13 protein-coding genes are annotated in these 20,745 nt (G+C 68.4%); 1 reads left to right on the forward strand and 12 read right to left on the reverse strand.

Translation table 11 applies throughout. The features are described 5' to 3' along the window. Nucleotides 1-24: 24 nt before the first annotated feature. The 8 genes from EUC46_RS10680 to EUC46_RS10715 form a co-directional block, all read right to left on the reverse strand. Nucleotides 25-1,707 (reverse strand): hypothetical protein, encoded by a 1,683-nt coding sequence (locus EUC46_RS10680; RefSeq protein WP_128774146.1) that lies wholly within the window; start codon nucleotides 1,705-1,707, stop codon nucleotides 25-27. After that, nucleotides 1,704-5,294: a DUF5682 family protein gene (locus tag EUC46_RS10685; protein ID WP_128774147.1), complete on the reverse strand. Its 3,591-nt coding sequence runs from the start codon at nucleotides 5,292-5,294 to the stop codon at nucleotides 1,704-1,706. Before EUC46_RS10685 ends, EUC46_RS10680 begins: the two co-directional genes overlap by 4 nt. Further along, a complete protein-coding gene (locus EUC46_RS10690; RefSeq protein ID WP_128774148.1) occupies nucleotides 5,291-6,475 on the reverse strand; it encodes an AAA family ATPase in 1,185 nt (394 codons plus the stop codon). The genes EUC46_RS10685 and EUC46_RS10690 overlap by 4 nt, the downstream gene beginning before the upstream one ends. Then, the gene (locus tag EUC46_RS10695) at nucleotides 6,475-11,079 is read right to left on the reverse strand and encodes a hypothetical protein (protein WP_128774149.1); all 4,605 of its coding nucleotides are present in this window, start codon (nucleotides 11,077-11,079) and stop codon (nucleotides 6,475-6,477) included. Before EUC46_RS10695 ends, EUC46_RS10690 begins: the two co-directional genes overlap by 1 nt. Beyond that, entirely contained in the window at nucleotides 11,076-11,930 is an 855-nt protein-coding gene (locus EUC46_RS10700; RefSeq protein ID WP_128774150.1) for a DUF4132 domain-containing protein, read from the reverse strand. Before EUC46_RS10700 ends, EUC46_RS10695 begins: the two co-directional genes overlap by 4 nt. Before the next feature lie 219 nt (nucleotides 11,931-12,149). Next, entirely contained in the window at nucleotides 12,150-13,025 is an 876-nt protein-coding gene (locus tag EUC46_RS10705) for a helix-turn-helix domain-containing protein (protein ID WP_128774151.1), read from the reverse strand. Nucleotides 13,026-13,207: 182 nt separating this feature from the next. Beyond that, nucleotides 13,208-14,518: a glycoside hydrolase family 140 protein gene (locus tag EUC46_RS10710; protein WP_128774152.1), complete on the reverse strand. Its 1,311-nt coding sequence runs from the start codon at nucleotides 14,516-14,518 to the stop codon at nucleotides 13,208-13,210. A gap of 3 nt (nucleotides 14,519-14,521) precedes the next feature. Next, nucleotides 14,522-16,378 (reverse strand): beta-glucoside-specific PTS transporter subunit IIABC, encoded by a 1,857-nt coding sequence (locus EUC46_RS10715; protein WP_164918814.1) that lies wholly within the window; start codon nucleotides 16,376-16,378, stop codon nucleotides 14,522-14,524. 417 nt (nucleotides 16,379-16,795) lie between these two features. On the opposite strand from EUC46_RS10715, the gene EUC46_RS10720 reads away from it, so the two are divergent. Next, nucleotides 16,796-17,041, forward strand: coding sequence for a cyclophilin-like fold protein (locus EUC46_RS10720; RefSeq protein WP_128774154.1), 246 nt, complete (start codon nucleotides 16,796-16,798; stop codon nucleotides 17,039-17,041). Nucleotides 17,042-17,119: 78 nt separating this feature from the next. Here EUC46_RS10720 and EUC46_RS10725 read toward each other — a convergent pair whose 3' ends face one another. The 4 genes from EUC46_RS10725 to EUC46_RS10740 all read right to left on the reverse strand — a co-directional run bounded on the left by EUC46_RS10725 (nucleotide 17,120) and on the right by EUC46_RS10740 (nucleotide 20,455). Beyond that, a complete protein-coding gene (locus EUC46_RS10725; RefSeq protein ID WP_128774155.1) occupies nucleotides 17,120-17,530 on the reverse strand; it encodes a hypothetical protein in 411 nt (136 codons plus the stop codon). 120 nt (nucleotides 17,531-17,650) lie between these two features. Then, nucleotides 17,651-18,343, reverse strand: a complete 693-nt coding sequence (locus EUC46_RS10730) for a response regulator transcription factor (protein ID WP_128774156.1) — start codon at nucleotides 18,341-18,343, stop codon at nucleotides 17,651-17,653. After that, nucleotides 18,340-19,170: a sensor histidine kinase gene (locus EUC46_RS10735; RefSeq protein ID WP_128774157.1), complete on the reverse strand. Its 831-nt coding sequence runs from the start codon at nucleotides 19,168-19,170 to the stop codon at nucleotides 18,340-18,342. The genes EUC46_RS10730 and EUC46_RS10735 overlap by 4 nt, the downstream gene beginning before the upstream one ends. Before the next feature lie 37 nt (nucleotides 19,171-19,207). After that, nucleotides 19,208-20,455, reverse strand: coding sequence for an IS256 family transposase (locus tag EUC46_RS10740; RefSeq protein ID WP_241655538.1), 1,248 nt, complete (start codon nucleotides 20,453-20,455; stop codon nucleotides 19,208-19,210). Between the last annotated feature and the right edge of the window lie 290 nt (nucleotides 20,456-20,745).

Here is a 20,745-nt window from a genome sequence, read left to right on the forward strand (position 1 = left end):
GGTTAGTTACTGGTTAATTACTGGTCAGTACTGGGATAGTGCCAGCCAGGCGGTGGCCAGTGCCCGCGGGTCGGCCTGCCAGGTCCCGTCGAAGCGGCGCTGGCCGGCATGTGAGGAAGCGGCCATCGCCCTAAGGAGTTCGCAGGCGAAGGGCGCCCCGGCGGCCTGGAGCCACCGCGCGTCCCGCTCCAGGGTGGGCGAGGACAGGACGCTGGGCCCGGCGTCGCACACCCGGGCGAGCCAGCGCCGCGCCACCTGGCGCACCGAGGGCACCGGGGCCGCCCATTGGTCGGGGTCCGAGGCGGGCTCCTGGGGGGCTGTGGGCAGTCGCCCCACCCAGTCGCGGCTCACCCGGTCCAGGCCCGGCCACCACACGCCGTTCAGGTCGTCGGGGACCTCAATGGGGGGACCCGCGGTCATGCCCATGAGCTCGGGTCCGGAGGCGGCCTGGCGCACCAGACAGGTGACCGTGGCGCCCAGGGCCTGCCCGAAGAGCTCCGTGGCCAGCCCCGCCCCCAGGGCGCGGGCGGCGGGGGTCAGCGCCACCGTGGTGTCTTCCACGCTCAGGGACGTGCGGTCTCCGCCGGTGATTTCACCGTGCAGGAGACTCCATCCGGGCGGGGCGTGCCCCCAGCCGCTCCAGGACGCGCCCGTGGCCACCCGCACCCGACTGCCGCCCCCCAGACGCCCATCAGCGCGCGCCCTGGCCCGCGTCAAGAGCAGGGTGCAGCGGGACAGGGCCCTGGGGGCGGCACTGAGTTGCCCCCAGGGCTCACCGGCCACGTACTGGGCGGCGACCATCTCACGTCCCCCGGGACGCACGCGTGAGAGCGTCCACACCCGACCCCGGGCGTCGACGAAGGTGACCTGGACGCCGCCGAATCCGGAGGCGGTGAGCACCGGCTCGGCGGCCACGGGGGTGAGTTTGAGGGAGCCGACGTCATGGTAGGCGCCCCGGGCCCGGCCCAGCAGGGCCGGGGTGACCATCCCCGCGGCGTCGGCCAGCCCCAACTCGTGGAGGTTGCGCAGGAGGGTGCCCAGAGCTTCGATGCGCTCCTGCGGGGCGTCCTGCGGGGCGGGCCCCAGGCTGGAGGCGAAAGCAGTCAGGGCCCGGTCCGCCAGGACGAGTCCGTACACGCGCATGCGGTGCATGTCGCCGGCCAGGGCGGAGCGCAGCGTCGCGGGCACCCGGTGGGCGCCGATCTGGAGGACCTGGGCCAGGTGCCCTAAGGCGGCTTCACAGGTTTCGCGCTGCGCGGGGCTCAGGGTGGCGCCGTCCTTCTGCTCTGCCCCCCGCAGGCCCTCAGCGCCGTCCGGGCCCGTGGCCTCCGGGGCGCTGGCGGTGTCCGCGGGGCCGACGGCGGTCGGGGACTGTGAGGCGGACACCGCCTGAGCGCCGGGTTCGGCGCGCGCCTCAGCGCCCTCCTGGGCGCCGTCCCCGCTGAGGACGTCCTCCTCGGCGACGGCGGGCTCTAGCGTCAGGGCCACGACGGCCCGGTGAGCACAGGCCGGGGCCAGCAGGCAATCGCACACGATCTGTCCGCCGTCGTCAATGACCTCGGCCGGCTCAATAGTGACAGTGGCCGTCCCCAGGCGCACCGTGGGACCAATCTCAATGGGCGTGGCCAAAAGGGCATCAACCCGGCGGCGCACGCGCGGGGCCAGCGCATTGACGATCTGCGCTTGGAGGGCGGGGGCGATCCTCATGAGCGCACCACCCTGCCCACCCAGTGGGCCAGGTCAAGAGGGGAGAGCGCGGCGACCCTCATGCCGGCGCCCGCCAGTTGCTGGGCGATCCCCACGTTGTAGGCCCCTTCACCGGCGTCGTTGAGGGCGGCGCACCCCAGCAGGCGCACACCGCTGGCGTGCAGCGCCTCCACCTCGCCCAGGAGCGGGCCGGTGGGCCCGGCCTCCTCGAAGTCGGACACCAGTGCGCACAGGGTTCGGCCGGGCACCTTGACCCGGGAGCGCGCCACACGCATGGCCCCGGCAATGTCCGTGCCGCCACCGACCTCAACTTCCAGTAGCAGGGCCAGTGGGTCGTCCACCTGCCCGGAGAAGTCGATAACGGAGGTGGAGAAGGCCAGGAAAGTGACCTCCAGGCAGGCCACCCCCGCCAGGATTGCGGCAGTCAGGGCGGAGAAGACCACTGACTGGGACATGGATCCCGACACGTCAACGACGACAATGAGGTGCCAGTCGGCCTGCCGGGCTGCCGGCCGGCGGAAAACCGGATGGACGGGGATCACCTGGGGGCGTCCCTCCAGGGTGGCGACATGGCCGAGGTTGGTCCGCAGGGTGCGCTCCAGGTCCAGGCGCCCGACCCGGCGCCTGGTGGGTCGGGCGCCCACCAGGCCGGTGAGGGCGGGCCTTAGGCGTATGGCCAGCTGCTCGGTTAAGGCGGCGACGAGCCGCGCCACCAGGGGGCGCAGGCGGGCCAGCCGGGACTCCGGGAGGGCCCCGGTTAAGGACAGGGCAGTGGTCAGCAGCTCCACAGAGGGGCGGACCGAGTCCGGGTCGAGCTGCTCCAGGACGTCAGTGCGGCCCTTCTCAACGGCCTGGCCAAGGATCTCCTGAACCTCGCCGGCGCCGAAAAGGGCCTCGATTTCGCCGCGCCACTGGCGCGCCCCGAGCTGGGACGGGCCCGTCCCGGCCCTGCGCTGCCCTTCGTCCAGGGCGTCGGCCGCCGGCCGCCCGTAGAGTTCGTCAAGTGCCGAGGCCAGGCGGCGCCCTTGGGGTGATAGGCACTGGCGCTCCTCGCCCAGGATCAGGCGCCAGCGCTGAGCCGGGCTGAAGGCGAGATCGGCCAGGCCCAGGGCGGCCAGGCGGCCCCGGGCCCGGGTGTCGTACTGGGCGGCGGCAACGGCCTGTTCGGGGCTGGAGACCAGATCCCCCGCCGGGCCCAGAAGGTGGGCCAGGTCCCGCAGCATCTCCTGCCGCGTCTGCGGGTCCAGGATGTCGAAGCCGCCGCGCAGGGCCGGCAGGACGGTGACGAAGGTGTCGTCGTTGAGAGCCCCGACCTCGTCAATGAGGGCCAGGGTCGCCGGTGCGGTGTCGAAGCGGGGGCCGGCGGTCAGGAGCAGGCCGGACAGGCGCCGCCGCAGGGCCCGGCGGGACTCAATGGTGGGGGCGGCCAGCCAGGAGGCGATGCGCCCCGGGGCGCCATGCTCATCGAGCAGCAGCCCGGCGGCGGCGCCCTGCATGAGGGGCGAGCCCTGCGCGACGAGCTCGCTCAGGGCGTGGGCCAGACTCAGCTCGTGGGCGGTGGCCAAGGCCGCGAAAGCGGCCAGGGCGGCGGCATCGGCCGGGTCGTCGGAGCCGTGCAGCCCTCGCAACTCGCGCAGGGCGGCACTGGTGAGCTCTTCGCGCAGGGCGGCGGCACGCGCGCGCAGGGCCGGGTCTACGAGCGCGGCGCCGGGCAGGCGGGCCCGGGCGATGTCGGCCAGGACGGTGCTCAGGGCGACCGCCTCACGGAAGCCGGCCGTGGACGCGAGCCTTGCGGTGCCCTCCAGGGCGCGCTCCAGGGCCGGGCCGCAGGCGCAGTGCGCGGCGTCGGTCAGGAGCTGACCGAGTTGGGCGGCGTCCTGGATGGTGCGGGTCATGAGGGCGGTGGTGGCGACCTGGAGCGGGGTCAGACCCCTGGCGGCGGCCAGCTCTATGCTGGCGTCGGTGGCCGCCGACCAGTCCAGGTGCCAGGTTTCGGTCACGGTCTCGGCACCGCGCCAGGCCTGGGCCTGCTCCAGGTCGGCGTAGCGGATGGCGCCGGTGCGCAGGCGGTGCAGGAGAACGTGGCGTTCCAAGTCGTTCCCGCCGCGCAGGGGAGCCAGGGACAGGGCGGCGGACTGTCCCAGTGGCAGGTCAAGGGCCTCCAGTTCCTGGCGGACGGTGGCGCGCAGCGCCGAGACAGGGGTGCCGGGGGCGACCGCCCCGGCCTTTTGACCGATGAGTACTTGTTCCAGGGCGCAGGCGACGATCTGGCCGCGCCCCAGCACCTCGCCTTGAGCCAGGACCGTGGTGGCGGCTTCAATGAGCTCACGTCGTGAAGGTGCGGCCAGGTGGCGCAAGGTGGCCAGGTCGCAGGCCACGCGCACGGTCTCGGCGGCCTCCCCCGGCCCGGCCGGGTGGCCGGCGGCGCGCAGGGCCCGGGTGATTGAGGTGACAATGGCGGTGGTGGCCGCCTTCAGGCGCGCGGGGTCCAGGCCGGACTCCATGACCGCCTGCTGCCAGCCGGGGTCGCGGATTCCCGCGGGGTAACCGGAGCGGGCATCAAGCTGGGCGAAGGAGTAGCCGACCACGCAGCCGGGCACCCGGTCCCGCCCACCGGCGGTCTCCCCGTTCGCGTTCCGGTTGGGCGGTTGCGCGGGCGGGGTCCCGTCCGGCTCCCAGAGGCGCTCCTGGCGGTGAGCGGCCCGCGCCGTGCTGGGGCCGATGCCCAGCAAGGCGGGGGTGTGGAAGGCCCCCACCAGGGCGGTGACGCGTCTGCCGGCGGCGAGCTCAGTGGCAATGGTCGCGCGCATGCTGGTCTCACGCTCAGCGGTGTCCTCGTCAATGGGTCCGGTGGCGCGCCGCAGGGCCCAACCGTGAGCCAGGGCGGCCACGCGCAGCTGCTCCGGTGTCGCGCCCGGGCTCACCGCCTCGACGAGCCGGTCCCAGGTCTCGTCGGTGTCGTGGGCGCCGGCCCGGGCCCTGGTGGCCAGGGCCCGACTCCACAGCGACTCCGGTTCCTCCGCCTCCGCCCGCTCGGTGATCCCGTCGGGGTCCGGCCCGCCTCCAGGGCCGGAGGCGGGCCCCTTAGGGGCGTCGTCGCCGGAGTCGTTGCCCCCTGCGCCGGCACGGCCCTGCCCCATCGGCCGGTCGATGCACACCACCGGCACTCCCCGCTCGCGCGCCCAACGCAGGGCGACCAGTTCGGGGGAGAAGTCGGCGAAGGGGTAGAAGGCCAGGTCCCCGCCCTGGCTGAAGGCCAGGGCCAGGGGCGCCCTGGCCCTGGGGTGAGTCAGCCAGGGCAGCCACGTGGCCGCCTGGGCGGGCAGCTCAATGGCGAGCACCTGCGGGTCGGATTCCTGGAGCAGGGCCGGCAGTACGGCGGCCAGCGCCGGCGAATGGTGGCGCACACCGATGAGGTAGGGCTCCCGGCTAGCGGCCAGGGCGGTCACTGACGCCCGCGGGTCGGGGACGGTCGGCCCGGCCGCCCCGGCGGCGCCAGCGTCCTCGTTGTCCCCGTTGTCCTCGTTGTCCCCGTTGTTCTCGTTGTTCTCGTTCAGGCCCGGCGGGGCCTGGGGGCTCTCCTTCATGCGTCCAAGACGTGGCGCTGCTCCCACATCTGCACCCAGGTGTGTTGTCCCTGCTCGGCGCGCCGCTTAATCACCGAGTCCCAATAGGCCAAGAGCCGGGTGCCGTCGTCGGGGTCGTCTTTGCGCACTGCGCCCAGGAGCTGGCCGGGAATGAGGCGCACCCCGTCGCGGGCGTGCGGGAAAAAGGCGCCGGCCAGGGCAATGGATCCAGAGATGGCCACGGCCTCAGCGGTGGACAGCACCGTAGAGGGCCGCTCCACGGCCCAGCCCTCTTGGCTGACCCCGCTGCGCAGGTCCCGGAAGGCCGTTACCAGGGTCTGGACGACTACCTCATCAACACTGGCGGGCGCCCCGGCGGCCGTCAAAGCCCGCCGGGTGCGCTCGGTGACCAGGGAGACTTCCGCATCGGCGTCGGCAATGGGCTCTACCGCCTCGAAGTTGAAGCGGCGCTTGAGAGCGGCGCTCATCTCAGACACGCCCCGGTCACGCAGGTTGGCGGTGGCGATAACGCAGAACCCGGGGCGGGCGGAGACCTGGTAGTCCCCCAGCTCGGGCACGGACAGGCGCCGTTCGGAGAGGACCGGGACCAGGGCGTCTTGAACCTCGGGCAGACAGCGGGTGATCTCTTCCACGCGCGCCACCCGGCCGGTGCTCATGGCCGCCATGACCGGGGAGGGCACCAGTGCCGAGCGGCTGGGCCCCTGGGCCAGGAGCTGGGCGTAGTTCCAGCCGTACCGCAGCTGGTCCTCGGTGGTGCCGGCACTGCCCTGGACGGTCAGGGCACTGGTGCCGCACACGGCGGCGGCCAGCAGCTCGGAGAGCATGGACTTGGCGGTGCCCGGCTCGCCCACAAGCAGCAGAGCCCGCTCCCCCGCCAGAGTGACCACGCACCGCTCCACCAAGGAGACGTCCCCAACGAACTTGCGGGTCACGTGCAGGGACTCAGAGCCGCACACGAAGGCGACAACTCCGGCAGGGGTGAGCCGCCAGCCCGGCGGGCGCGCCCCGGGCACGGCTTCCAGGCGCGCCAGTTCCTCAGCGTAGAGGTCTTCCGGCGGGGGGACCTGCTGGAGACCTGGAGCCGCCCCCTGGTCGGGAGCCTCTTGCGGGTCGGGCCCCGGAGCTGCGCCCCGGGAGGAACCGGACGGCTTCTTCGCCGAACGTGCCGCTTGGCGTGCCATTAGCGCCTCCTCCTGCGCTCGGTCCGCAACTCGACGTAGGCGGGGACGTCTCCACTGCGGTAGCGCTCCCAAGCCCTGGTGAACAGCGTCCCCAGGGGCTCCTGGGCCACCACCGCGCCCAGGGGAGAGCGGACCCTAATGTAGTCCTCGAGGTGATACAGGGGGGCCTTCCACACCTCCATGGGGCGGTTGGGGATCGTCGCCTCCCGCCAGCCGCCGGGCAGGAAGACGTTGCGCCCGGACCGCTCCCGCTGAGCCTCCACCAACAGGCCCCGCTCAACTAGGGCCGCCGCGACCTCCTGGCGCCGCACGGCGCCCCAGTCGTTCCACTCCTGTATGTGCTCGTCAGTGGGGTCGGCCAGGGTGAGGATCTGGAGCCAGTAGCGGGCCTGATCCTGGTCCAGGCCCAACTCGGCGACCACCTGGTCCACAACCTCCGGGGCGCTGGCCAGCGGGTCCTGGTTGAAACCGGCGCCCGCGACCCGCAGGTCCTGCATAACGGCGTCATAGGTGCCTGTGACGGCGTCCGCCCGAATGCGCAACTCCTGAACCGGCCCCCCGATAGCGGCAATAAGAAGCTTCTCAGCCTCCCAGTCGGTCACCGCTTGCGGGTTCCACGTGACCTCGTCATAGTAATCGGAGCCGGTCACGGTCCAGGCGCCACTGGTGTGGGTGGCCGATGCGCCCGGGGTGCGCTCGGGTAGCCCCAGAACCGAGCGGACGGGGCACTCGGTACCAATATGCATGGTGACTGCCTCGGTGCCCACCGCCCGCTTGTGGGCCTCCATCTGGTCGGCCAACCAGGTGCGGGCGGGATCGTCGCGCCGCAGGCGGGCCGCCAACCACAGCATGACCGGCACCGACGTGTCCGCCTGCCCTCCTTCACGCAGCAGGTGGTGCAACTGGCGGGCGCCCTCCCCGAACTGCCACAGGGTGTCGATCTCGGTGAAGAGTTCCTCGTCCAGGTCCGGGCCGTGCACGGCGTGCTCAGCCCAGTAGGCGATCATGGCCTCGACGTCCAAGCCCTCAGCGACCGCCTGCATGGGATCGCGGGCGCCGGCACTGATCATGGAGACGAGCAGGCCCGTATCCAACCCGCGCAGGAACTGGCGGCCGGCGTCGGCCTCGGCGACCTTGAGCCCCAAGAGGGCGCGCAACTCCTTGGGCAGGAAGTTCCTGCTCCACTCGTCAATACCGGGCCGGCATGCCATGAGCAGGGCTGCGGCCGCGTAGGACCAGCCGGTCCCCTCCGCCAGCCGTTCGGCACGCTCACGGTCCCAGGACGGTGGGCCGGCGGTCAGGAGCCGTTCAAAGGCGGCGACAACGTCGCGCGCCCCCACTCCGGAGGCGCCCCAGCCCGCAGTGGTCGGGCACGAATCAATGCTGTCGGGCACCGTCCCGGACACGGTGAGCACTGTGGTCCGGTACTCCTCCGCCTTCCAGGTCCGGTCCACAATGACCCCCGGCGCGGCGGGCGGCCCCACTACATCCCCTATGTTGTAGTGCCCGTTGAGGCTTTGGGAGAAGCTGTAGGTGCGGGTCAGGGGCGTGCACATGCCGGAGTCGACAATGGCCCCCAGGAGGCCGGCCGACCCGCACACCTCAGCCACGGAGTGCATTGGGGCGGCGGCGCAGACCAGGAGCACCTCGGGGTGGGTGATCGCCACAAGAACGTTGTCCCCTAAGTAGCACAGCTGGTCCTGGTCATCCTCCGCGCGGGGCTCCTGCGAGGTCGCCACGTTGAGCCTGTCCCCGTAGGCCATGAGCGCTGAACGCGACAGGTCCTGGTCCTGGTAGAAGCCCCGCCCGGTCCACGAGATCGTCTTGACGTTGGGCGCCCAGGTCCCGAAAGTGCCGATGGGTTGGCGCGACTGCGCCCGGGCGCGGGCGGCGTTGACGTCGGCGACTAGTCGCTTGACGCGGGCGGCGAGCCAGACCACGGCGTCGACCAGTGCCGGGTCGGTGGTGCCCAGGAGGCGTTCGGCCGTGCCCCTGGCCTCAGGGGTGATGAGGTCGGTCCATTCCTCGCCGTAGGGCTCATTGGTGAAGTAGTGGCCGGTTTCCGCGTGAGGGGCCGACGGGGCGGCCTCGAGCAGCCCAGCGACGTCGGCGGGCGTCATGGCCCGCAGGCGCGCACTCACCGCTGCGTCACGTACCCGCAGCTGGTGCCAGCCGGACTGCGGCAGGTGGTGGAGCAGGTGGAGCCGGCCTCCGGCGTCGAGGGTTGGTGCCAGGTCGGAGAAGGCGCCATCGGCCTCTAATGCCAAGCCTCTCGGCGAGTCTATCCAGGTTCCTCCCCCCGGTCGCTCCAGGCGCCCGTATGCGGGGGACAGAGAGTTGCTTGTCAGGACCCGGCCGGACAGGTCAAGAAAACGTCGAGTGTCCGCGTCGTGCATGGCCACCCAGGTGTGGAGGCCCTCGGCGGCGCCCAGGAGCGAGCCCTCGGTGGTGGGAAGCGTCGGCATCCAGAAGGTCAGATCGGGGTCGAGTGCGTAGCCCTCGCGCAGGTGGGGCTCAATGAGTTCGGCCATGCGGGTGGGCAGGGAGCGGCGGCCGGGGTGGCCCGTGTCCGGGTCGACCTCCTCCAGGGTGTCCTCCGCCTCGCGCCAGAACCCCCGGCCGTCGTGGAAGAGCTGACCGGTGTCGAAGAGGGGCTGGGAGTCCCCAATGCGCTGGAGCCCCTGTTCGGTGAGCCTGCCTTCGGGCACTGGGAAGCTCAGGGTGCGGCCCCTACCGGGATAGAACCACCCCTGATCGTGGATGGTGCCCGGGTCATTGGACCAGATCATGCTGTAACCGTCGTAGTTGGCGGTATTGAACAGGCAGCCCGTGACGCCGTTAATGAGCGTGTACTTCCAGTCCTCCGGATTGACGCCCTTGGGCGGGGCGAAGGAGGCGGTGGCGACCTCCTTATCCCCGTCGACCCATACAACAGTACCGGCGCAGGCGACGCCGACGGCGGGCCAGGCCTCGTGGAACGTGATCTTCGGGGCCTGGGTCTTCTCCTGTCCGCCACCTGTGCCCGCCTCGGCTTGAAGCCTGGCGGACACCGCCTCCAGGGTCGGCCACGTCAGCTCGGTGAGCAGGCCGCCGCGCAGGGCCGTCGCCAGGAGTTCGTCACCGTCACAGTGGGCGGTGAACTGGTCCAGTTCCTCGCCGAGCTCGTCAATCCCCCGTGGGGTCCACAGATCCTCCAGGCGCTCGTACTCCGCCTCAACCTCCAGGAGGGTGGAGGTGTCGGTCAAGCGACTGCGCGCCCAGGTGTGCAGCAGCGAACGGGTGCCGGCGTGCTCCAGGAGCTTGTTCAAGGAGGAGCCGATAATGTCTCCTACACCACGTGCGGCGGCCTCGGCATGCTCGGAGGCCGCTAGAACCTCCAGACCGGGCCGCGTGTCCTGCTCCGCCCAGTTGTCCATGCTCAGCGCCGAACTCCACGTTACCTCCAGGGTCACACTCATCCCGGCGCTCAGGAGGGCGTCAACGAGCTCAGGTTCAGGGCGGTGCAAGGAGATGCCGACCCCGGTCAGACCCGGAAGTTCGCGCACGAGCAGGGACAGCTTGCGGGGGTAGCCGGAATCCCAGGCCGCGCAGCGGCGGCGCACGTAGCGGGTAACCCAGTCACGTGCGTCAATCTCACCCGAGCGCAGAGCATCGGCGACGCCGGTGGCCTCCAGGACACCGACCCAGTCATCGACGGGGACGTGTTCGGGAACCATGGCGGCCAGGGCAGCCCGTGTTTCCTTGCTCTGCCTGCCCAGGGCCTTCAAGGTCCGCAGGTAGGTCTTCCAGAAGGTCATGGGTGCCTGCGCCAGGGCGGGAGCGCCGAGCAGGTCCACCAACAGCCCCGCCTCAGTGGCGGCCCGGTCGGCCCCGGCCGCCCTAATGAGGCGGCGCAGGTCGGTGGACATGCCCGCATAGGGGGGCAGGCCACCACGGACCCGGTCCACGTTCAGGCGGATGAACAGCTCCAGGGCGTCCTGGGCGCTGACGCGCTCCAGGAGGGACTTGGACTCGTTGGTCAACTCCTTGGCGTTCAACGCCCCGGCTAGGGCGAACTCCAGGAGGACGGCGCGGTGGCGCTCTTCGTCCACTGGCAGGGCGTAGGTGCGCTCGGCCTGGCGGGCCTTGGAGAAGGACTGGGCGGCGTAGGAGGCGTTGCCCACCGCCAGGAAAACGCGGGCGGCCTCCTCCAGGAAGGTGGGCAGGAAGTGTGGGGCGCTGGCGCCCAGGCGCGCGGCGAGGTCGTCAATGAGGTCCTTGGCGGGCCTGAGCTTGACGCGAGCCAGCTTGGCGGCGCGTTTGAGCTCGGCGACAAGGTTGAGGGCGTGCCTGGCGTTGGCGGGGTCGTGGATGATCGGCCAGGCGGGGAAGCCGACGGCGCGCGGGCGGGCGTAGCCGACTGGCTCCTCCCCGGCCGGCGTCATTCCCAGGACCGCCAAGGACAGGTCCTCAACCTCCCGCAAAGGTTCGTGGACGAGCCGCACCACTGTGCGATCCTCCAGGACCGGGTGGGTGTAGGCGCGGGCGAGCAGAGGCACTGCACCCGCGACCGGTCCGGCGGCGACCCCTCCTTGGGCGACAATGGCGGCGTTGTCGTAGCTCACCGCTCCTCCTTCTCAACCTTGCGACCGGCGTAGATGCGGTTGGCCATGCGCACTCCTTCTGAGTAGGCCACAGGGCCCACCTGCTTCAAGGACAGCACCTCATTAGCTTGCACCCAGTGCAGAAGACCTGTCTCGGTGGGCTCATCGGGGTAGTCCGCGCCGATCCAGTAGCGGGCGGTCACCTCCTGGTCCCCCTCATGGATGGTGGTGGCGGCGTAGCCGCCCAAAACCCGGAAACCGGCGCCCTGGGCCCTGCCCACGGCGAAACGGAGTTGATCGAAGTGGCCGCCGGACCAGGTGTCCAACTCACTGGCCTCCGGTTTTGGCAGCGGGTCCGGCTTGCGGTGCACTTCCCGGAAGAGCTGGTCAAAGCGCTGCTCTATGCCGAGCTCGGCGGCGAACTCGCGCAGTTCGTCAAGGTCGGCCAGGAGCACGGGGTGCGGCAGGACAATGGCGGCCGGGTTCAGGCGCTGACTCTCGCCGTTAAGATCAATGACGCCGAGCCCTGTTGCATCCGCGGCGCGAAGGAACCCGACAACCTCATCGTCCTCATCGTCGGTGGCTATGACCAGATCTGTGAGCCAGGAGCGCCAGGTTTCATCGGCCCACACCTGAGCCAGCAGGGTGGTGGGCACTGGCAGCGAGCGCAGGAGCCAGCGCTCGACCTGCTCCCCTACCTCGGCGTCGTGGTCGGCCAGGAAGATGAGGAGATCATCAAGCTGCTCATAGGCTTCAGTCTTCTTCACCTTGGCGGGGACATTGACCAGGATCCTGCCCTTGGCGTTGCGGGCGACGATCCGGCCATCTTGGATGGTGAGTTCGTGCCCAGTGCCGGTGGGTGTCCATCCCATAGTCAGCTCCCTTGATGATGTGGGACTAACGCGCCGGGGCGGCGCTAGCGTGCAGCTGCAACCATAGTGCGCCCCAGCGACAAGTCACCCGGAGCCGCTCGGGTAGGACTCACCTTGCCCTTCGCCCCACCCCTCTTGCGGCGTCGGTTGAGCGCCTGTCCGGCGGTGGTCCGGGAGCGTTCCCAAGCGGCGTCACGGCACCAGGAACAGGTCGTGCGTCTAGTGCGGCGGGGCGTGCCTGGCTGCGTCCTGGGAGGTAGCTGCCAGGCTGCCCAGGAGCGCGAGCCGCTCCTGGGTGGGACTGGCCGGCTCAGCGGTGCAGGCGAACATGAACCAGTCCGGGCTGGCCGGCAGGTCCATGGCCTCGTAGGTCAGTTCCAGGTCGCCGACGTCGGGGTGGCGGATGCGTTTGACGCCAGAGCGGTGATGGCGCACGTTGTGCGCGGCCCACCGCCGCCGGAAGTCCTCGCTGCGGGTGACCAGTTCGCCAACCAGGTCGGTCAGGGCCTTGTCGTGGGGGTGCTTGCCCGCATAGCCGCGCATGGTGGCTACTATGTCGTCCGCCCCCTGTTCCCAGTCCACGAAGAAGGCGCGTGCGGCCGGGTTGAGGAACACGAAGCGTGCGATGTTGTCCTGGTTAACCGGGTCGGACAACAGCGGTGCGTACAGGGCCCGCCCTAGTGGGTTGGCGGCCATGAAGGTCATTCGGCGGTCGCGCACCCACAGCGGGGCGCCGGTGACGGCGTTGATGAATCGCTGCAGGCCGGGACGCAGCGTCTGCTCGGCCGACTTGCGACGACGTCGCACCGCGCTCGGCGCGGCGGCCCGCACCAGGTCGTGGAGGTGATCAGTCTCCGCCTCGTCCAGGCGCAGGGCGCGGGCGAGGTTGTCCAGCACCTCCAGGGAGACCCCGCCGAGGTCGCCGCGCTCAATCTTGGCGTAGTAATCCACACTCACCCCCGCCATGAGGGCGACTTCCTCGCGCCGCAGCCCCGGCACGCGGCGGCGCCCACCGCCAATGATGCCGGCCTGCTCAGGGGTGATGCGATCGCGCCTGCTGCGCAGGAACTCGCCCACCTCGCGTTGTCGGTCCATGTCCGCAACGTTATTCCCATCCGGCTGGCCCTGGGGCGCACTACCAGTTCATAGGTCGCCATCAGCAGGAGAAGTCATGTCGCCGGTGAGCAGCGGATGCCCGCCTCCACGTGTGGAGGCGGGCATCCGCTCGTCGACGAGTCCGAAAGACCCGTATCGGGGGCGCGGGTGGTCCTTGCGGGTCAGGACGAGTCTGCCGCGCTCAGTGGCGGAGTTGCTGGATTCCGCATCCGGACGCTCAGTAGAAGGTCGCCAGTCAGGGAGACCATCCTGATGGTGCTCCGCCCTTCGGAGACACGCACCTCCGGGTGGGCTATTTGCCCGGTAGCCAGAGACACTGCACGGACGCGACATCCAGTAAGATCGCTTGAAACCGTGACATGGGTGGCAGTGGGCAAGTAGATCAGCATTTCATCCCCCGCGCTCGCGCATGCGATCGCAGGATCAGCGTTGACCAGAAGGTCGGCGCGAGGCGTCAGCGCGGCCCCCAGTAAAGGCTCGATCCGTTCGCGGAGCACACCGTAGTCCCACGCTCCCGGCAGCCCCAGGGCACGGGTTGCCGGGAGCGCCTCGTCGAACCCCTCCCCCAGTGCCGGATCAACAGTTGCGCCAAAACGGTGCCAGTTCCAGACGCCGTGCGCCCCGTAGGTCAAACCCGCGTGGGCCCCCGCTAATACAGAGGTCCATCCGGCCCGGCGAACGTCAGCACGGGAGAACCGGCCGTATGCGCGACGGCTGAAGCCCATGTGCTCATAGCAGGGCTCGGCGTTGATAATGGGTTTGCCCTCGAATCGTCTCGACAGCTCTGCGGGAATCTCATAGGCGGCTTCCTGGGCCGTGGGGTTATGCCCCGACTGGTACATGAGGAAGTCGAGTCGATCAGCCAGTGCGTCAGGGATGCCTGTATCCGCGCGCCGCATGTGGATAGTCTGAAGCAGGTGCGCGCTTCGCGCGCGTAACACATCACTGAGTTCGACGTAGTACGCCGATGTGTCCGCATGGGCAATGTCCGTGTCGCCACCGACAACCCAGATCGGGTCATATTCAGCAAAGGTCTCGTGCAAGAACTCCCCGTAAGGGCGGACCTGGGCGAAGGGCATGACGTCGCGGTCCTGGATGCCGCTGGCCCAGGTGTTCGGCACGTAGTTCGCCCACAATCCCACCAATGCCAGCACGAAACCGGCATCCCTTGCGGATGCGCAACGCGCCCGCGCCCGTTCCCAGTACTCGGCCCGCGGTTGTGACCACTCGTATCGACCAGTGCTGAGGCGCCGATACGGGCTGGGTTCATGGGCGAGTATCGAGCGATCCCACTGTGGAAGCACATTGATCTGCAGGGCGGCGAACCCTTGTTCGCGCCGCAGGCGCAGAAACTCCTCCCATTCTCTATCGGTAGGATTGGTGAAGGCGCTCCACACGGTATCGGCCAGGTAGAACCAGGGCGAGCCGTCGCGCAGGAGAATTCGGCGCCGGCCGTCAACGCTGAGATTCACGGATCACTCCCGCCCTGCTGTTGCTTTTGAGGTGAAAACAATGCTCTGACCGGCGACAGCATTCGCTCCGATATCCACCGGCTCCCCCGTCGTGCTGCCCGCCACGACCATGCACGTGGTCATATCAATCCCCTGACGCAACAAGGCATCGAGATCCACGTCGACAATGGGTGTTCCGACGCGCACGCGATCTCCCTTGGCCGCCAGAACGCTGAAGCCGTCCCCCTTGAGTTGTACCGTATCGAAACCGATGTGAACCAGGATCTCGGCGCCGGAGGCGGTGCGCACCCCAAATGCGTGCCCCGTCGGGTAGACCATGGTGACCTCGCCATCCACGGGAGAGACCACGGGGCCGGCGGTCGGCGCAATGGCGACCCCTCGTCCCAGCGAACCCTCGGCGAACGCGGGATCGGCGACGTCGCCGAGATCCACGACGCGTCCGGAGACCGGCGCCGCGAGTTCACCGGCACTCCTCGCCGACGGGTCTTCGGTTGTAGTCGCCGGCATCTCCAGCATGGAATCGCTGAAGCCGAAGAGGTAGGTCACGATGGCCGATCCGAGGAAGGCAATCGCGCAGGCAACGAGGAAGCCGACGAAACCGACCCCGATGTATGCGGGCAGTGTCAGCAGCGCCGTACCAACGAGAGCACTCGACCCGGCACCGACTGTGGCGGTGATCGCCCCGGCGATCCCGGAGAAGGCGGCTCCAATGAAGAAGGGGCGCTTGTACTTCAGGTTGACGCCATAGATCGCGGGCTCGGTGACTCCGGCCACGAGACCGGTGATGGAGGTCGAACCGGCGAGCTGTTTGAGTTCCTTGTTCTTCGTCTTCAAGAAAACACCGAATGCCGCCCCTGATTGGGCCATATTGTGGGGGCCGGTGATGGTGAAGAGCGTGTCACGCCCGTGCGTCGCAAGGTTATTGAATACGATGGGGACGAACCCGTAGTGCAGGCCGAACATCACTACCAGCGGCCAGGCCGCACCGAGGACGAAGCCGGCGATGGTGGGGTTCAACGCCACCAGGCCCGTGTAGCCCTGTGCCAGAATCGAACTGATCCACGTGGCGACAGGCCCGATGACGATCAGGGTCAGTGGCACCATCACGGTCAGAGTGATCAGGGGGACGAGGACATTCAGAATAGAGGGAATGAACCTCTTGAGCAATCTCTCGAGCTGTCCCTGGACTGCCACGGCAAGAATGATTGGGATCACCGAATTGGCGTAGGACGTGAGCACGACAGGGATACCCAGGAAATCGAGTTCGGTCCCGGCATCGAACGCCGACACCAGCGCCGGATAGACCAGCGCGGCGGCGATGCCCATGGCTACGAAGCGATCAGCGTTGAACTTCTTCGCCGAAGTTGCGGCGAGCATCAGGGGGAGGAAGTAGAAGAAGCCGTCGGCGGCGGCGTACAGGATCGTGTACGTTCCGGATTCGGTCGACAACCACCCTGCGGTCGTTGCGAGTATTAGGAGCCCCTTGAGCATCCCGGCGCCGGCCAGCGCGAAGATGATCGGGGTGAAAACGCCCGCAATAATGTCGAATACCTTCGTCAGCCCCTTCTTCCCACCTTCGTCAGCCCCGGAACTGGACTCACCGGTGACTCCGAGGCCCTGAATGGCCGCATACACCTCGGGTACATCCGTCCCGATGATGACTTGGGTCTGACCGCCGCTTCGCGTCACTCCCATCACTCCGCGCACGGCCTTGATCGCGTCCAGGTCCGCCCGGGCTTCGTCAACCAGCACGAATCTGAGCCGTGTGGCGCAGTGCATCAGAGAGCTCACATTGGCCGCTCCCCCCACGGCGCTGAGCACCTCCTCAGCGATGGTTGAGTACTTCGTCTCCTTCGACATGATCACTCCTCGCATGTTTATTCATGAACGAATAACGCGTCATATGGTATCGCCGCGCCCAACGTTGTGTCAACGACGTCGACGAGACTGGATCGCCCGCGGAGGGCGTCTTCGTGGCGCGGCGGGATCTTGGCGGTGAGGGCCGAGTCGCAGGGCGACTGGACTGGCTGCTATCGATGCAGTGTGATCGCTCACGCCCGCGGCCGGACCGAGGTGCGGTCTGATCGACGCGCCTGCAGGTGGGCGGCCACTGACGGTGAGTCCCGCTTCGCCAGGGATGCTCTCGTGAGGAGGCTCATGCCGTGCGCCTTTCGCCCTAGCCCGCGATCAAACCGAACACGACCCCGCGCCCTGAGGGAGACCCCGATGACGGGGGTACCGACAGGGACTTCCTCCCCGAGGCCGACCTCTCTACCGTTGAAGTACGTCCAGGAGGTTCTCGCCGATCTGCCTGAACGGCTGACTATGGAGGGGATGCCCGCGGGCTGCGATCCCGAGATCGCAGACATTAGCTACAACCACGGCCACCAGGTCATCGTGCTGCACTACTCCAAGATCGGTTACTGGCCGGGTACCGCCGTGCTCGGGCACATGGACGTAGACGTGTCGATTCTCAAGAACTGGGCCGGCCCGCGCACCGCGACCATTGAACGGACAGACTGAAATGGCCTCGGCGATCTGGCGCACTTCGGGGGCGGGCACGAACAAGGCGTCCAGGTCGCGAGTCACTCGACTTTCGTCCTAGGCAAGCGCCATCGCGGCACCGCCCACCACGAACAGTCGGGGCGCAGTCGTCAAGGGTTTGCAGGACTCCGAACCGCCGGCGCCCGTCGAGTGCCTCACCGGCTGCCCGCAGGCGACGGCAGGCAGGGGCATTGTCAACAGCGGTGTGCAGTACGCCGAATCGATCGCTCGGCGCGGGCCGGGGTGGTAGGCGTCGTTCGCGGACTCGCCACGCCAGCCGGGGCTCCACGCGGTGGTCGGCCGCCGCGCCTGTTCGGTGACCTGAGTGCGGGCGTCGTCGCCGTCGTACAGGGTGACGAGCCCCATCGCGGCGGGCTGGTTAAGCACCCGGCCGGGGTGCTCCCGGTCGCGCATCGTGAGCGTCCATGCGGCGTGCTCGGCAGGGCGGAACCCGTGCAGTTCGGTCACGTCGTAGGAGTTCGGGGGGCCAAGAGCATGAAGTCGGGGCTGTGGCTGCTCTTGCAAAGTGGGGGTCGAGATGACGGAGATTAGAGGAGGGACGGCGTTCTACGCGCGATGCCGTGCCATTTAGTGGCTGTTCGAGCGGATGCCCTGTTCGTATGCGGCTATGACGAGTTGGGCGCGGTCGCGGGCGTGGAGTTTCGCTTTGAGGCTGCCGATGTGAGCCTTCACCGTGTGGATCATGACGGCCAGCGCCACGGTGATCTCGTCGTTTGAGAGTCCGCTGGCGATGAGGGCGAGGACTTCACGTTCGCGTTCGGTGAGTCCGCCGGCATTCGGCTTGGCGTAGCGCTTCACCGGATGCTGGACGTAGTGCTCGATGAGACGGTTGAGCACCTGGGGCGCGAACAAGGATTCTCCTGCGTGGACGCGGCGGATAGCGTCGGTGAGCTGTTGCGGCGTCGCGTCTTTGAGGAGGAATGCGCTGGCACCTGCGGTGAGGGCGCCATAGACGTAATCGTCCATCTCGAACATCGTCAGAACGATTACCTTCGTAGCCGCGTGCACCGGGTTCTGGGTGATCTCCTGAGTTGCGGTGATGCCGTTGCCGTCGGGCATGCGGATATCCATCAGCACAACGTCCGGGCGTAGTCGATCCACTTGCTGGACAGCCTGCCTGCCGGTGCCGGCCTCACCGACGACATCGAGGTCGGGCTCCTGAGCAATGGCGATGCTCAGGCTCCGTCGGAGAAGCGGCTCGTCGTCGACAAGCAGGACTCGGATCGGAGCGACGGGTGCGGCCCGGTCGGTGTTGGTCATGGCGTCTTGTCCTCGAACAGGTCGGCGGTGACGCGGAACCCTTTCGCATAGGGGCCGCTGGTGAGGGTTCCGTCGTGGAGTTCGACCCGTTCGCGCAGCCCCGCCAGTCCGTACCCGGCACCGGGGGTGGGACGCCAACCGGGTGAGGGGCCGTCGTCACGCACATCGACTTGGATGCCGCCGGCGTGCCGGGAGAGGATGATGCGCGCGGTAGTTGCTCCGGCGTGGCGTGCAGTGTTGGCGAGGGCTTCACGAACGATGGCGCAGATCGTCACTTGCAGGCCCGCAGGCACCTCACCCAGGTCGCCTCGTTCGACAGTTACGTCGATGCCTGCTCGTCGGGCCGTGTCGATGATGCCCGGCAGTTGCTCCAATGTGTCAGCCGGACGCATCGGAGCATTGCTGCGGGCCTCCGGGTCGCGGAGGATGGACAGCATTCGGCGCAGCTCGGCGGTGGAGGCCCTGCCGATCCGTTCGATATCGTCCAACGCCAGCAAGCGCTCGTCCTGGTCGTCGGTGAGCTTGGCGGTCGCGGCGCGGACGGTCATCGTGCCCAGACCATGGGAGGCGAGGTCGTGCAGGTCACGGGCGATCCGTAATCGCTCCTGTTGTACTGCGCGCTCGTGCGTCCATCGTTCCAGCCGTTGTTCGTAGTGGTGGCGCTGGCGACGCGTGCGCAGGAACGCCAGGGGCTCGGCAAAGTCGTTTGTTGTGGGGCTGGCCTGGGGTGATGGCGGGTTCTGGGGGTGCGGGGGTTGCGGCGTGGCCTGCTTGGGAGATGATGGATAGTGCTTAAACAGTCCTGCATTCCTCGAAGGTGAGGCCACGCGGGCCTGTCAAGTTTTTTTGTGTAAGTGGTGTGGGTTACAGGTGGGGGTTGATGCGTTCGGGGTAGGCCAGGGCGAGTTGTTGGAGGGCTTGTTTCCAGTTGGTGGTCACGGCTCCCTCGACGAGTCGCCCCGGGGCTCGTCGCTTGTTGGCTGGTAGTCCTTTGTCCTTTTGGCGCTCTCGGGCTCGCTTGTCTTCGATGTTGCAGATCGCCAGCCACAGCAGCTTGACGGCGGCCTCGTCGGTGGGGAAGTGGCCCCGGTTCTTGGTGACCTTGCGCAACTGGTAGTTCAACGACTCAATACTGTTAGTGGTGTAGATCACCCGCCGCAGCATCGGGGGGAAGGCCAAGAAAGGCGTGAACCGCTCCCAGGCATCGGTGAAGGTCTTGACCGCCGCCGGGTAGCGCTGCCCCAGCTCACTGGCCTCGAAAGCCTCCAGGGCCTCCAAGGCCTCCTCCTCGGTGGCGGCCTGGTAGACCGGCTTCAAAGCGGCGCACACGGCCTTGCGATCCTTGTAGGACACAAACCTGGTGGACGCCCGGATCAGATGGACCACGCAGGTCTGGACCGTGGCCTGGGGCCAGGTCGCCTCGATCGCCTCGGGCAGGCCCGTCAACCCATCGCAGCACACGATCAGCACGTCCTTGATGCCCCTATTGGCCAGCTCAGCGCACACTCCCGCCCAGAACTTGGCTCCCTCGTGGGTCTGGACCCAGATGCCCAGGACATGCTTGATCCCATCCATGTCCACCCCGATGGCGATATAAGCGGCCTTGTTGATCACATGGGCGCCATCGCGGATCTTGACGGTGATGGCGTCCAAGTAGATCACCGGATAGAGAGCCTCCAAGGGCCGGTGCTGCCAGGCCAGGACCTCCTGGCCGATCTGATCGGTGATCTTGGAGATCGTCTCATGACTCAACTCAGTGCCGATCGTGACAGCCAGATGGTGCTGGATATCGCGCACCGTCATGCCCCCGGCATACAGACTGATGATCATCCCGTCCAGACCATCGAGGCGCCGCTGGCCCTTGGGCACCAGCATCGGGGTGAAGGTCCCGGCACGGTCCCGAGGGATGTCCAGGTCCACATCCCCGACCTCGGTTCCGATCGTCTTGGGACTCGTGCCGTTACGGGAGTTGGGATAGGCAGCCGCGTCCGGGTCGCCCTTGTCGTAGCCCAGATGCTCGCTCAGCTCGGTCTCCAGACCCCGTTCCAAGGCCGCCTTGACCACCCCCGACAACAGACCATCATCGCCTGTCAACGGGGTGCCAGCATCCATCTGAGCGAAGATCCCATCCAACGCCCCAGACGCCTTGAGCTCCTCTGCAACCTGACGTTGCCGCCTGCGAGCCTCAGCCCGCTCCTCATCCACGCTCACACTCACAGTCTCGTCTCCTTTCCGCTCAGATCACACCCCCTTACACAAACCATCTGACACCCTCGGCCACGCCGCTATGCCATCCTGCCCCATCGAGGTCCTGTCGCGCCAGAGTCTGCTCGATGTCCTGGCCAAGGTATCCGACCCCAGAGCCCGCAGGGGCGTGCGCTACCCGGTGGTGGGCGTGCTGG

Source organism: Actinomyces oricola (assembly GCF_004104015.1).
Lineage (GTDB): Bacteria > Actinomycetota > Actinomycetes > Actinomycetales > Actinomycetaceae > Actinomyces > Actinomyces oricola.